General features: G+C 72.4%; 11 protein-coding genes and 1 pseudogene. 5 read left to right on the forward strand and 7 right to left on the reverse strand.

Features of this window, described 5'->3' with window-relative positions; translation table 11 throughout:
• Window positions 1-66 precede the first annotated feature (66 nt).
• A complete protein-coding gene (locus tag QJS33_RS18695; RefSeq protein WP_306369301.1) occupies window positions 67-1,209 on the forward strand; it encodes an SPFH domain-containing protein in 1,143 nt (380 codons plus the stop codon).
• A gap of 48 nt (window positions 1,210-1,257) precedes the next feature.
• Complete coding sequence (locus QJS33_RS18700) at window positions 1,258-2,358, forward strand: hypothetical protein (RefSeq protein ID WP_306369302.1); 1,101 nt, start codon at window positions 1,258-1,260, stop codon at window positions 2,356-2,358.
• A gap of 16 nt (window positions 2,359-2,374) precedes the next feature.
• Here the strand turns inward: QJS33_RS18700 and QJS33_RS18705 are convergent, their stop codons facing one another.
• Window positions 2,375-2,989: a helix-turn-helix domain-containing protein gene (locus QJS33_RS18705; RefSeq protein ID WP_306369303.1), complete on the reverse strand. Its 615-nt coding sequence runs from the start codon at window positions 2,987-2,989 to the stop codon at window positions 2,375-2,377.
• Window positions 2,990-3,062: 73 nt separating this feature from the next.
• Between QJS33_RS18705 and QJS33_RS18710 the strand changes: the two genes are divergently transcribed.
• Both QJS33_RS18710 and QJS33_RS18715 read left to right on the forward strand, forming a co-directional pair.
• Window positions 3,063-4,301 carry an MFS transporter gene (locus tag QJS33_RS18710; protein WP_306369304.1) on the forward strand — a complete coding sequence of 413 codons (1,239 nt, stop codon included), beginning with the start codon at window positions 3,063-3,065 and terminating at the stop codon, window positions 4,299-4,301.
• Between the two features lie 44 nt (window positions 4,302-4,345).
• Window positions 4,346-5,134, forward strand: coding sequence for a phosphotransferase (locus tag QJS33_RS18715; RefSeq protein ID WP_306369305.1), 789 nt, complete (start codon window positions 4,346-4,348; stop codon window positions 5,132-5,134).
• 137 nt (window positions 5,135-5,271) lie between these two features.
• Here QJS33_RS18715 and QJS33_RS18720 read toward each other — a convergent pair whose 3' ends face one another.
• Complete coding sequence (locus QJS33_RS18720) at window positions 5,272-5,973, reverse strand: class I SAM-dependent methyltransferase (RefSeq protein ID WP_306369306.1); 702 nt, start codon at window positions 5,971-5,973, stop codon at window positions 5,272-5,274.
• A 418-nt stretch (window positions 5,974-6,391) separates the two neighbouring features.
• Between QJS33_RS18720 and erm the strand changes: the two genes are divergently transcribed.
• Window positions 6,392-7,171, forward strand: coding sequence for an ErmE/ErmH/ErmO/ErmR family 23S rRNA (adenine(2058)-N(6))-methyltransferase (gene erm, locus QJS33_RS18725; RefSeq protein WP_306369307.1), 780 nt, complete (start codon window positions 6,392-6,394; stop codon window positions 7,169-7,171).
• Window positions 7,172-7,353: 182 nt separating this feature from the next.
• On the opposite strand, the gene QJS33_RS18730 is transcribed toward erm, so the two are convergent.
• The 5 genes and pseudogenes from QJS33_RS18730 to QJS33_RS18750 all read right to left on the reverse strand — a co-directional run bounded on the left by QJS33_RS18730 (window position 7,354) and on the right by QJS33_RS18750 (window position 12,124).
• Window positions 7,354-8,490 carry a 2Fe-2S iron-sulfur cluster-binding protein gene (locus tag QJS33_RS18730; RefSeq protein WP_306369308.1) on the reverse strand — a complete coding sequence of 379 codons (1,137 nt, stop codon included), beginning with the start codon at window positions 8,488-8,490 and terminating at the stop codon, window positions 7,354-7,356.
• A gap of 20 nt (window positions 8,491-8,510) precedes the next feature.
• A complete protein-coding gene (locus tag QJS33_RS18735; RefSeq protein WP_306369309.1) occupies window positions 8,511-9,998 on the reverse strand; it encodes an NAD(P)/FAD-dependent oxidoreductase in 1,488 nt (495 codons plus the stop codon).
• Window positions 9,995-10,216, reverse strand: a pseudogene (locus tag QJS33_RS18740) (nuclear transport factor 2 family protein); the annotation flags it as partial. The pseudogene QJS33_RS18740 and the gene QJS33_RS18735, both read right to left, overlap by 4 nt.
• 54 nt (window positions 10,217-10,270) lie before the next feature.
• The gene (locus tag QJS33_RS18745; protein ID WP_306369310.1) at window positions 10,271-10,843 is read right to left on the reverse strand and encodes a PadR family transcriptional regulator; all 573 of its coding nucleotides are present in this window, start codon (window positions 10,841-10,843) and stop codon (window positions 10,271-10,273) included.
• 585 nt (window positions 10,844-11,428) lie between these two features.
• Window positions 11,429-12,124, reverse strand: coding sequence for a type 1 glutamine amidotransferase domain-containing protein (locus tag QJS33_RS18750; protein WP_306369323.1), 696 nt, complete (start codon window positions 12,122-12,124; stop codon window positions 11,429-11,431).
• Window positions 12,125-12,740: the final 616 nt, after the last annotated feature.

Raw genomic sequence — 12,740 nt, forward strand, 5'->3', positions numbered from 1 at the left:
TGGGAACCTCTCGGCGTACCGGGGCGTCTGACCCCGGTGACAAGGGAAGTCTCAGGGAGGGCACACGTGGGCCTGTTCGACGCCATCCGTGGCGAATTCATCGACATCATCGAGTGGACCGACGACAGTCGCGACACCATCGTCTGGCGCTTCCCGCGGCACGACAACGAGATCAAGATGGGCGCGCAGCTCACCGTGCGCGCGTCCCAGATCGCGGTGTTCGTCAACGAGGGCCGGGTCGCCGACGTGTTCGCGCCCGGCATGTACACGCTGGAGACCCGCAACATCCCGATCCTCAGCACCCTCAAGGGCTGGAAGCACGGGTTCGACTCGCCGTTCAAGGCCGAGGTGTACTTCGTCAACACCCGCCGGTTCAGCGACTTCAAGTGGGGCACCCAGAACCCGGTCATGGTGCGCGACCCCGAGTTCGGCCCGGTGCGGCTGCGCGCCTTCGGCGGCTACTCGGTGCGGGTGATCGACCCGCCGCTGTTCATCGGTGAGCTGGTGGGCACCGACCCGCAGTTCCGCACCGAGGAGGTGGAGGGCTACCTGAGGCAGATGATCGTCGGCCGCCTGGGCAGTGCCCTGGCCACCGCGGCCCGCGACGTCCCGGTGCTGGACCTGGCGATCCACCAGCACGACCTGGGACAGCGCATGTCCCAGGCGCTGACCCAGGACATGGCGTCGGTGGGCCTGGAGATCCCGGACTTCAACGTCGAGAGCATCACCCTGCCGCCGGAGGTCGAGAAGGCCCTGGACAAGCGCACCCAGATGGGTGTGCTGGGCGATCTCGACCAGTACACGAAGTTCCAGACGGCGAGCGCGATCGGCGACGCCGCCGAGACCCCGGGCAGCGGTATGGGCGAGGCCATGGGCATGGGCATGGGGCTGGCCGCCGCGCAGCAGATGGCCCAGAACATGAACCCGCAGGCGCAGCCGCAGCAGGCGCCGCCCCAGCCGGCGCAGGCCCCCGCGCAGCCCGCCGCGGCCCCGCCGCCGCTGCCGCAGGCCGAGTGGTTCGTGGGCGTGAACGGACAGCAGGCCGGCCCCTTCGACGTCAACGCGCTGTCGCAGCAGGTCGGCGGCGGCAGCCTGACCCGCGACACCCTGGTCTGGAAGGCCGGCATGGCGCAGTGGACCGCGGCCGGCCAGGTCCCGGAGCTGTCGGAGCTGTTCGCGGCCACCCCGCCGCCCATGCCGCCCGCCTGACCGCGCCGCGCGCTCCCGCCCCCTGACCCCCGACCCCAGAAGGCCGACATGTCCGATACCTCCGTTCCCCCGCCGACCGCACCCCGCGAGTTCCCCTGCGGATCGTGCGGAGGCCGGTTGGAGTACTCCGCCGGTGCGCGTCAGATGCGCTGCCCGTACTGCGGTAGCGAGGAGAAGATCCCCGAGGCCACCCGCGAGGTGCGCGAGCACGCCGTGGAGACCCTCTTCGACCGCAGGCCGGCGGCGCAGGTGGCCGGGCACCGGTTCATCTGTGAGGGGTGCGGGGCCCACATCCAGGGCGATCACCTCGCCCAGACCTGCCAGTTCTGCACCGCGCCGCTGGTCACCGACGACTCGGCGGACGTCCAGGTGCCGCCGGAGGCGGTGCTGCCGTTCACCGTGGAACGGCGGGCGGCCCACGACTCGCTGGCCCGGTGGACCAACAGTCGCTGGTTCGCGCCCAACAGCCTGAAGAAGGTCAACGAGGCCGAGCGGTTCAAGAGCACCTACCTGCCGCACTGGACCTTCGACGCCGCAACGGTGTCGGACTACCAGGGCAAGCGCGGCGAGTACTACTGGGTGACCGAGACCTACACGGCCCAGGAGAACGGCAAGTCGGTCACCAAGACCCGGCAGGTCCGCAAGACCCGCTGGTACCCGGCCCGGGGCCGGGTCTCGCGGTCCTTCGACGACGTGCTCGTCAACGCCACCACCCAGGTGGCGCCGGAGAAGGTGGACGCGCTCAAGCCGTGGCCGCTGGAGAAGGTGCAGCCCTACGCCCACGAGTACCTGGCCGGGCACGAGGCGCTGCGCTACGACGTGGAGCCCGAGCAGGGCCTGGACGAGGCCAAGAAGGTCATGGCCCGCACCATCGAACAGGACTGCAAGCGGGACATCGGCGGCGACGAGCAGCGGGTGACGTCGGTGGACACGGCCTATTCCGAGGTCACCGGCAAGCTGCTGCTGGTGCCGGTGTGGGCGGGCGCCTACCTGCACGGCGGGAAGACCTGGCAGATCGTGATCAACGGGTGCACCGGCGAGGTGCAGGGCGAACGCCCCTACTCGGCGGCCAAGATCACGGCGGCGGTGCTGACGGCGGTGCTCCTCATCGCCCTGGCGGTGTTCCTGTACGTGCAGTACGGGGGCTGACGGGGTCCGTTCCCGGTCACGGGGTGTCGGCGCGACGGGCGTCGGCGCCCCGTTCGGTGTCCGCGGCCGTGCCGCTCGCCCCGGGGGGCCGGTGCACCAGGAAGATGCCGCTGTACCGGGGGTGTTCCCGCCGCCGGTCGTCGGTGGCGACGAACTCGTCCAGGACGGCGACGATGCGCCGGTCGAGTTCTTCGACGTCCTCGTCGGACAGGTGCAGGGTGAACCTGGAGAAGGTGCGCACCGACTCCGGTCCGGCCTCGTCGAGTTCGCGGCGGAAGGCCTGCACGGGGGCGTGGGCGGCGGCGGGCTCGGCGTCCTGGAGCGGGCTGTCCAGCCACCAGGTCTCGCCGGTGGCCCGGTAGGGCTTCTCCAGGGCGCCGCTCGCGCCGGTGCGGGGGGTGCCGGGGACGAGGAAGCCCACGTCGACGAGGCGGCGCACGTGGTACAGGACGGTGCCGGGGGAGACGCCCAGGCGCTCGGCGAGTTCTTTGTTGGTGAGCTCGTCCAAGCACAGGCGCAGGATGCGGACCCGCAACGGGTGCCCCAGCGCCTTGCTCTCCTCCGGGGTGGCGGGCCGCCGCTTGCGCACGGGGGTCGCGGGGTCCGGCGCGGTCTGGTCTGCGTGTGCCATGGTCAGATGCTAACAACGGTCGATTTTCGTAGAATCGATTGAGTTTTATCGATCAGACTGCCAGGATCAGGCCATGACCTCTATCACCACCCCCCGGGGCCTGGGCCGCCCCTTCTGGAGCCTGTGGACCTCGTCGTCCCTGTCCAACCTGGCCGACGGCGTGCTCAAGATCGCGCTCCCCCTGGCCGCACTGCGCTTCACCGACTCGCCCCTGCTCATCGCCGGGGTGTCCCTGGCCCTGTCCCTGCCCTGGCTGCTGTTCTCCCTGCCCGCCGGGGCCCTGGCCGACCGGCTGGACCGGCGCCGGATCATGCTGGCCGCCAACACCGGCCGCGCCCTGCTCGCCGCCCTGCTGGCGCTGTCCGTGGCCACCGGTACCGGCGGGATCTGGGTGCTGTACGCCGTCGCCCTGGGCGTGGGCGTCACCGAGACCCTCTACGACACCTCGGCCCAGTCGATCCTGCCCCAGCTGGTCCCGCGGGACCGGCTCGACCGCGCCAACGGCCGCCTGCACGCCACCGAGATGGCCATGAACCAGTTCGTCGGCCCACCCCTGGGCGGCCTCCTGGTGGCGACCGGGCTCGCCCTGTCCCTGGCCGCCCCGGCGGCGCTGTGGCTGGTCGCCATAGGAGCGCTGCTCCTGGTCCGCGGCCGGTTCCGGGTCGAACGCGAACGGTCCACCACCATGGGCTCCGACATCGCCGAGGGGCTGCGCTACCTGTGGCGCCACCGGATGCTGCGCGCGTTCGCCGCGATGGTCGGCATCAGCAACTTCGCGAGCAACGCCGCCTTCGCCGTGTTCGTGCTCTACGCGGTCGGCCCGGACTCCCCCATGGGGCTGACCGAGCCCGCCTACGGTGTCCTGCTCACCGCCTCCGCCCTGGGCGTCATCCTGGGCTCCCTGAGCGCCTCCCGCGTCGTGGGACTGCTGGGCCGGTCCCTGTCGATGCGCGTCTGCGCGGTGACCTTCGTCGTCCTGGTCGGGGTGCCCGCCCTCACCGCGAACCCGTACCTCGTCGGCGCCGGGTTCTTCGTCGGCGGGCTCGGCATCGCCGTGTGGAACGTGACCACGGTGTCCCTGCGCCAGCGCATCACCCCCGACCGCCTGCTCGGCCGGCTCAACAGCGGCTACCGGCTGCTGGCCTGGGGCACCATGCCCCTGGGCGCCGCCGCGGGCGGCATCATCGCCCAGTTCGCCGGGCTGACCTGGGTGTTCGCCTCCATGGGGGCGTTGAGCGCGGTGGTCCTGGTGTGGCTGCTGTTCATCAGCGACGCCGACATGGACCGGGCCGAGGCCGCGGCCGCCGGGTGAAAAACCCTGGACACCCGCTCGCCCCGCCCCGGACGATGAGCCCCATGACACCCACCACTCCCCCGCCGCACCACGGCCCCGGCACCGAGGTCCTGCACGGCGGCAACACCTCCGGCCCGGTGCTGCGGGTCGGCGGCACCGTCCGCAAGCAGTGGCACCGGGCGGCGCCCTCGGTCGTCCACCTGCTGCGGCACCTGGAGAAGCACGGCTACGAGGCGGCGCCCCGCTCCTACGGGCGTTCCCTGACCGGGGACCAGCTGCTGGAGTACGTGCCCGGGACCCTGGCCGACCGGGACCCGCCGCTGACCGCCGCCGAGCTGCACCGGCTGGGCGGGCTGATCCGCCGCCTGCACGACCTGACCTCGCTGTACCGCCCGCGCCACCCGCAGCAGGCGGTGTGGGAGGTGGCCGTCCCGGACGCCCGCGAGGAGATCGTCTGCCACAACGACCTGGCCCCGTGGAACCTGGTGCGCGACGGCGACCGGTGGGTGTTCATCGACTGGGACGGGGCCGGGCCGGGCACCCGGATGGGCGACCTGGGCTACGCCGCCCACGGGTTCGTGCCCCTGCACCCGGGCGGCGACCCGCACGCCCAGGCCGCCCGGCTGCGGGCCCTGGCCGACGGCTACGGCTGCGACCGCGCCCAGCGCGAGGAGCTGCCCGACGCCGCCCACCACCGGGTGCGCGGCATGTACGACCTGCTGGTGGAGGGCGGCCGCACCGGCCGCGCCCCCTGGGCCGACCTGTACGCGCAGGGCCACGCCGACCACTGGGGCCCGGCGGCCGACCACATCGCCCGCCACCGCACCCTGTGGCTGGAGGCGCTGCTGTGAGAGCGCCCGGTGGGGTTCTGGAGGCTCCGTAGGAGACATCCGAGGAACGAGGATGTCGACGCAGGAGGCGAAGGTTCCCGCCCCCCGGGGGGGCGCTCGAACCGCGGCCCGAAGCGAAGCGGAGGGCCCCAAGGGGTTCAGACCGCGCGCCAGGCGTAGGCGGCCGAGACCGGGTGGCCCCGGTACTTCTCCCACTTGGGCTTGGCCGCCACCCAGGTGTCGTCCACCACCCCTTCGACCATGTCCACCGGGGTCCACCCGGCGGCCAGGGCGGCGCGCAGTTGCCCGCTGATGAGGTGGACGTGGGTGGTGATCGCCACCGACTCCCCCGTGGCGTCGGTGTAGTGGGTCGGCATCCCCGACACCATCGCGAACTGCGGGTGGTAGGACGCCAGCAGGAACAGGCCGCCGGGGCGGACCAGGCGGCGCGCCTCGGCGTAGAAGGGCGCCAGGTCGGGCAGGTGCTCGTCGATGAGCGAGGACACCACCAGGTCGTAGGCCCCGCCCGCCAGCCCGGTGTCGCGCACGTCCCCCTCGGCCAGGGTGGTGTGGGCGCCGCGCTTTCGGGCCGACTCCAGCATGCCCGGGCTCAGGTCCACCCCGTCGATGCCGCCCGCCACGCCCTTGCCGCGCAGCCAGGCGGCGGTGCGCCCGGTGCCGCAGCCCAGGTCGGCGACGCGGCCGACCTCCGGCCAGCGGGGGTGGGGCAGGCGATCCAGCAGTGCCAGGTCCATGGCGTCCAGGACCGAGTCCTCGTAGGTGGCCGACCATCCGTCGTAGCCGGTGGCGACGTCGACGGTGCGGTAGTTGCGGGTGTCGTAGGCGGAGAAGTCGAGCATGGCCCCGAGTCTGCCCGCTCCGGGACGCCGCCCGCGAACCAATAAAAAAATGCGTTGCCCGCTCCGCGGCCGGGCCTCTACGGTGAAGCCATGTCGGCCTTCTTCGGCGTGACCGACCGTGCCCCGGCCCGGTCCGCGCGCGCCCACGACCTCGACCTCCGGCCCCGCCCCTGCGGCCCGGGCCGGTGACCGGACCCCTCCGAGAGCACCGCCGTTCCCGTACCTTCCCCGGTGCGATGTCGGCGGTGCCAGGGGGTCCGTCCTTCCTCTGACAGCGCCCCGGTCCGGGCCCGATCGTGTCCCTGAATCCCTCGGGACGGGTCGGCCGACCTGCCTTTCCGCGTGCCCTCGGGCCGCTCTCCCGGCGTGCCGCCCGTCCCCCGACGCCGCCCTCCCGGGCGGCCGACAAGGACCTTTCGTGGTACGCACCGCACGCCCGCGCCCGGGCGACGACCGCCGACGCCTGTCCCAGAACTTCCTCACCGACCCCTCCGCCGCCCGACGCGTGGTGCGCCTGGCCGGAGTGGACCCCGACGGCCTGGTCCTGGAGGTGGGCCCCGGCGACGGGGCGCTCACCCGCTTCCTGGCCCCGGCCGCGGGGCGGCTGACCGCCTACGAGATCGACCCCCGCCTCGCCGACCGCCTCGCCCGCCGCCACCCGGAGGTGCGGGTGGTGTGCGCCGACTTCACCCGGGTGCGGCCCCCGCGCGAACCGTTCTCCGTGGTCGGCAACATCCCCTACTCCCGCACCTCCGACATCGTGCGCTGGTGCCTGGCGGCGCCCGCCCTGACCGGCGCCACCCTCATCACCCAGTGGGAGTACGCGGCCAAGCGCACCGGCGGCCACGGCCGCTGGAGCAGGCTCACCGTGCTGACCTGGCCGACCTGGTCGTGGGAGCGGGCGGGCCGCATCCCCCGCCACCGGTTCCACCCGGTGCCGCGGGTGGACGCCGGGGTGCTGCTGCTGCGCCGCCGCCCCGTCCCGCTGCTCGACCCGGCCGACGCCGGGGACCACCGGGCCCTGGTCGAGCTCGGGTTCTCCGGCCTGGGCGGATCGCTGCGGGCGTCGCTGCGCCGCGCCCACCCGGCCCGCCGGGTGGACCGGGCACTGGCGGCCGCGCGGGTGCCCGGCGACACCGCCGTGGGATTCGTGTCCCCCGACCAGTGGATGACGGTGTTCCACCACCTGCACCGATGAACGCCGCGGCCCGGCCCGCGTCCACTCTGTGGCGGAGTGCGGGGCGGTCCCGATGGGCGGCCGCGGCGCGGCCTGCGAGGTGGGCGACGGCGGATGGGATCTCGACGTGCACGGCGGGCCTTCTGCTCCCCTGGGCCGGGGGGTGACGCCGCCGCCCGCCCTGCGGGCGGCGGCACGGGGGCCTAGAGGTCGAGTTCCACGTCGGTGACGGGGTAGGCGACGCAGGAGTGGACGTAGCCGGAACGTTCGTCGGAGAGGCGGAGCCTGGCCTCTTCCGCACTGTGGACCCGGCCCTTGAGGACGCGGACGCGGCACAGGCTGCATTCGCCGGACCGGCACGCGGCCTCGGGCCGGATCCCCTGGTCTTCGAGCGCGTCCAACAGGGGCCGGTTGCGCGGGGTGCGGAAACTCGTGCCGCCGACGGTGACGCCGACCTCCTCCGCCGGGTCGGCGTCCTCGGGCCAGTGGGGCTGGGCCGCCGGGTCGGCGGGGGCGCCGTTGGCCTCGAAGCGGATGCGGTGGCGCGGGTGGCCGAGCCCGGTGAGCTGCCGGAGGGCGTAGGGGTAGAGCGCCTGGGGGCCGCACACGTACACCATGCGGCCGTCGAGCGGACCGGCGAGGGCGGCGATGGTGTCCGAGGTGAGCAGACCGCGGGGGCCCTCCCAACCGTCGGAGGGTTCGAGGATGACGTGGTCGACCCGCAGGCGGGGGTCGGCGGCGGCGAGCGCGGTGAGCTCGTCGCGGAAGATGACGTCCTCCACGACACGGGACCCGTAGATGAGGTGGAAGCGGCGGTCCAGGCCGTGGCCGATGATGTCGCGGACCATGCTCATCGCGGGAGCGATACCGGACCCGCCCGCGAGGAAGACGACGCTGTCACCGTGGAAGAGCGGGTTGTGGTGGAACGTCCCCATCGGCCCGGTCGTGGTCAGTGTGTCGCCGACGGCGAGGGTGTCGATGAGGAGGTTGCTGACCCTGCCGCCGGGCACGCGGCGCACGGTGAGGTCGTAGTGATCGAGCCGGGCGGGACCGGAGGAGATCGCGAACGGGCGGCTGGTGCCGTCGGCGAAGACGTTCACGTACTGGCCCGCCAGGAACGGCGGCAGATCACCGCCTTCGGGGCGGCGCAGCCGGAAGGTCTTCGTGGACGCGGTCTCCACGATCACCTCGGTGACGTCCAGTGTCAGCCTGCGCGGGTGGTAGGTGTCGATCACCCGGCGGGCCTGGGCCGGGTGATCGGTGGAGTCGGCGGGGCGGGCGTCGATCTCGGCCTGGATCTGCTCGGCTCCGTCGAAGAGGTCGGCGAGAGGATGCTTCATGGTGGGGGTCCTTGGGTGTCTCAGGCGGCCTTGGACCGCAGCAGGCGACGGGCCACGCGGGCCCCGGCTTCGAGAGTGGGCTGGAAACCGCCGATCCCGGCCCAGGAACCGGCCAGGTGGAGTCCGTCGACCATGGGGGCGCGCTCGCTGTTGCGGAACAGCCAGCCCTCGGTGGCGTCCTGGTCGTAGCCGTAGATCGCACCGCCGGGATGGCCGAGGTAGCGCGTCATCGTCAGCGGGGTGGCGACGTCGACCTCCTCGATCGCGTCGCGGATCCCCGGAAGCATGTGCTCGGCCACGTCCAGCAGCGTCTCGGCGTAGGCGAACTTGGTCCGGGCGTAGTCGGCCGGGGCGACCTTGTCCCACACGTCGCCGTACTGGAGGGTCATCAGGCCGACGTGGGTCGCACCCGAAGGAGCGAAACCGATCGGGGCGACATCGTAGGAGGACACGCACACGCCGCGCGCCGGTTCGGACAGCGACCGCCACCCGTTGTAGGTGCGGTCGTCGTCGGTGTCGAGGTTGATGAAACTCGTACTGGTGGTGAAACCGAGCTCGGCCGGAGTCGCGTTCAGGCCCATGTGCAGAACGAACCCCGAAACCCCCAGCTTCCGGGTCGCCAGGTCGTTGCGAACCGCGGCGGGGACCTCGCCGGGGTCGAGCATCCCGTAGGTCACCGGCAGGGAGGCGTTGGAGACCACGTCCTCGGCCGTCACCTCCTCGCCGTCGTCCAGCCGGACGCCGATCACCTTCCCACCGCGGGTCGGGATCTTCTCCACCGCGGTGTTGAAGCGGACCGTTCCCCCCGCCTCCAGGAACGAGTCCAGGATCGCGCTCGACATGGCCTGGGAGCCGCCCCGCACGTGCCACGGCTTGAACTCGAAGTAGGCGAACAGGGTCAGCGCCAAATCCTGGAAGCGCAGCGCGGACGGCGGCTGGCCGAGGTAGGTCCAGTACAGGCCCAGCACGTTCTTGAGCCCGTCGTCGTCGAAGTGCTCGTCCAGGACCTCCTTGAGCGAGCGCAGGCCGTACCGGAACAGCACGGGGTCGATCTCCTCGCGCGGCATCCCGCGCATCGCGGCGACCTGCCAGAACGTGACGTCCTTCAGCAGCTGGAAGAACCGGGCGATCCGGTCGCGGTTCCCGGGGAAGGCCGACTCCAGGGCGTCGGTCGCACCGTCCCAGTCCGCGGGCAGGACCACGTCGTGGCGGCCCGGGACCACGGCCCGGTACAGGTCGTGCTCCTGGACGAACTCCAGGCGGTCGGCCACACCCAGCTTCTCGAACAGGCCGCGCAGCGAGAAGGCCTGCCCCTCCACCCCGACCCCGGACAGCTGGTGCAGAGCCACCTCGAACTCGAACCGGCCGCGCCGGAACGAGGTCCCGCACCCGCCGGGGACGTTGTGGCGCTCCACCAGCAGGGTCCGCGCCCCGGCGCGCTGGAGGGTGGCCGCGGCCGTGAGGCCCGCGTTGCCCGCGCCGATGACGATCGCGTCGAAGTCGCTCATCCGCCCATCGCCTCCTGCCGGATGCGATCGAACTGCGCGCCCATGGCCTGGGCCAGGGCCTGGGCCGCCGACAGCGGGCGGACCATCACCGTGAAGTCGTCGATCCGGCCGTCCTCGTCGAAGTGCAGGAAGTCGCAGCCGTTGACCTCCTTGTCGCCGACCTTCGCCGTGAAGACGAAAGCGTGGTCGCGGCCGTCGTGGCTCACGATCTCCCGCACGCCCTCGGGGCGGCTGTCGCCGACCGCCACGTATCTCGGGTACCCCACCCCGGCTCAGCCCCGGTCCGCCTCGGCTGTGGCGCGGCGGGCGAGCACGGCCAGCACCCGCTCGCCCCAGCGCACGTTCTCCCGCTCGAACTCCAGCCCTCGCAGAAGAGTGAGGTAGGGGCCGACCCGCTCGGCGCGGGCGAGGTACTCCTCCTCCGTCTGCCCCCGGAGGAGCCGGTCGCGTAGCCGCTCGTAGCGGGCGACCTTGGCCCGGGACCATTCCACGCGCTCGGCGACCGAGGCACGAACCGCCTCAGTGTCACCGACGTCCAGGGCCTGCACCTGGACCATCAGCTCCTCGCGGATCGCGCCGGGGCGCGGCGGGGCGGCGGTGAACGCGTGCAGGGCGCGGTACCCGGCGTCGGTGAGGGAGAACAGCCGCTTGTTCGGACGCTTTTCCTGGTGCACGACATGAGCGCGGACCAGGCCCTCCGCCTCCATCCTCTCCAGCTCCCGGTAGAGCTGCTGGGGGGTGGCCATCCAGAAGTTGGCCACCGAGGCGTCGAAGCCCTTGGCCAGGTCGTATCCGGAGGCCTCGCCTTCGAGGAGCGCGGCCATCACCGCGTTGCGCAGAGCCATGGCCCCACCATAGATCATGTTGATTAGTCGCATCCATGACTAGTCCAGGATGTAACGATTGACGCATCTCACTCGACCGGTTCCAGGAGATCCGTCGGCAGGAGGTACCACGGGATCGGCCCCGGTGCCGCTCCTACGGGCGCGGTACCGGGGCCGGGCACATGCGGACCGCCCCTGCGGGGTGGTCCCCGCAGAGGTCCCCGCTCCGGCGACCAGACCGTGCGGGGACTCGGTGAACGAGCCGCGGATCCGCCCGAAGAGGCGGTCCTCGTCGTCCAGGAGTCCGGAGGTGTGCGGCGCAGCACCACCGGCACCGAGCACAGGATCGAGCCCGGCGGCCGGAACGCCCCGCACGCGCTCGACGCCGGTGGCGCCCGGCCGAGCCGGGTCGAGCGCCTCCTGGTGCAGGCGTTCGGCCGGGAGGCGGAATGCGTCGTCCTCGCTGCGTACGTACCGGTGGACCGGCGACCGGGAGGTACCCGTGGTCGAGGCGATGCCGTCCGTCGTGGTACGCCGCGCACCGTACCCGGTCGGGCAGGTCCAGGCGGCGTCGGGGACCTGGGAGGGCCGGTGCGGCCCCACGGCTCAGACCAGCTGCTTGAGCAGTTCGTCGGCGACCGGGGCGGAGGAGGCCGGGTTCTGCCCGGTGACCAGGTTGCGGTCGGTGACCACGTTGGGCGCCCAGGCCGGGCCCTCCTGCACCAGCACGCCCTCGGCGTTCAGGCGGTCCTGGAGCAGCCACTCGGCCTTGTCGGCGAGCCCGCCCCGGGTCTCCTCCTCGTTGGTGAACGCGGCCACCCGGTATCCGGCGAACGTGTTGGTGCCGTCGGCTCCGGTGGCGGCCAGCAGGGCGGCCGGGCCGTGGCAGACCACACCGAGCGGCATCCCGCTCTCCAGCGCCCGGGTCAGCAGTGCCCCGGATTCGGTGTTGACGGCGAGGTCCTCCATGGGGCCGTGGCCGCCGGGGTAGTAGACCGCGTCGTAGTCGGACAGGTCCACCTCCTCCAGCTCGACCGGGTGCCGGAGCTCGGCCATGGCCTCCAGAGCGGCGCTCATCCGGTCGGCGCCCTCCTGTCCGCCGTTGGCCTCAGGCGTCAGGCTGGCGCGGTCCACGGCGGGGACGACCCCACCGGGGGTGGCGACGATGATCCGGTGCCCGGCGGCCGTGAACGCCTCATAGGGGATGACGGCCTCCTCGGCCCAGAAGCCGGTGGGGTGCCGGGTACCGTCGGCCAGCGTCCAGTGGTCAACGCCGGTCATCACAAAGAGGATCTTGGACATGGTGTGCCTCTCCCAGGTCGTCGTCGTGGTCATGCCGGTGCCGTCGCACCCTGACGACCTGCGAACCCTGACACGGTGCGCACGGATCGCCGGTGCGGCGACGGACCGAAGCTACTTCCCAGGTGCATGTGATTACTAATAGTTAATTTGATGACGATATTGGGATTTCTATGGATCTCCGGGGAACAGTGGCAGATCAGGCCACCTGTGCGCTGCTTCGGCCGAGCTCACCGGTTCAGGGGCCGCCGGCGGCGGCCGCTCCACCGTCCGGGCGCCCCGCCGGATGGTGTCCCACCGAGTGGTGTGACTTTTCCGGCCCTGTTCCCACGGATGCGCGTCAGCGGTGCCGGGCGGATCGGCGCACCGCCGCCTCCGGCGGCTTCTTCATCCCGGCCGGCGGGCCGCCGGTACGCGCTGGCCTGCCCGGCTTCGGCCGACCATCGCGATGACCCGCAAGGACGCACCCGCGCGAAAATCACACCACTCCCGGGGACGTGACCCCCCGCCGTGGCGCGCCACCCCTCGGCCGGGGTTTCCGATGCACACCGGGACACCGCCCCGGCCTCGCGCGAACGCAGCCGGTCGAGCAGCGCGACGCCCCGGTCGGCGCAACGTC

The sequence above is a fragment of the Nocardiopsis sp. CC223A genome (assembly GCF_030766825.1).
In the GTDB taxonomy this organism is placed as follows: domain Bacteria; phylum Actinomycetota; class Actinomycetes; order Streptosporangiales; family Streptosporangiaceae; genus Nocardiopsis.

What these genes read in the sequence shown, in the direction of transcription:
- QJS33_RS18705 (WP_306369303.1), bottom strand. Translation starts at nt 2,989, where the DNA reads ATGGCACACGCAGACCAGACCGCGCCGGACCCCGCGACCCCCGTGCGC.
- QJS33_RS18710 (WP_306369304.1), top strand. Translation starts at nt 3,063, where the DNA reads ATGACCTCTATCACCACCCCCCGGGGCCTGGGCCGCCCCTTCTGGAGC.
- QJS33_RS18750 (WP_306369323.1), bottom strand. Translation starts at nt 12,124, where the DNA reads ATGTCCAAGATCCTCTTTGTGATGACCGGCGTTGACCACTGGACGCTG.
- QJS33_RS18715 (WP_306369305.1), top strand. Translation starts at nt 4,346, where the DNA reads ATGACACCCACCACTCCCCCGCCGCACCACGGCCCCGGCACCGAGGTC.
- QJS33_RS18735 (WP_306369309.1), bottom strand. Translation starts at nt 9,998, where the DNA reads ATGAGCGACTTCGACGCGATCGTCATCGGCGCGGGCAACGCGGGCCTC.
- QJS33_RS18700 (WP_306369302.1), top strand. Translation starts at nt 1,258, where the DNA reads ATGTCCGATACCTCCGTTCCCCCGCCGACCGCACCCCGCGAGTTCCCC.
- QJS33_RS18745 (WP_306369310.1), bottom strand. Translation starts at nt 10,843, where the DNA reads ATGGCTCTGCGCAACGCGGTGATGGCCGCGCTCCTCGAAGGCGAGGCC.
- QJS33_RS18720 (WP_306369306.1), bottom strand. Translation starts at nt 5,973, where the DNA reads ATGCTCGACTTCTCCGCCTACGACACCCGCAACTACCGCACCGTCGAC.
- QJS33_RS18730 (WP_306369308.1), bottom strand. Translation starts at nt 8,490, where the DNA reads ATGAAGCATCCTCTCGCCGACCTCTTCGACGGAGCCGAGCAGATCCAG.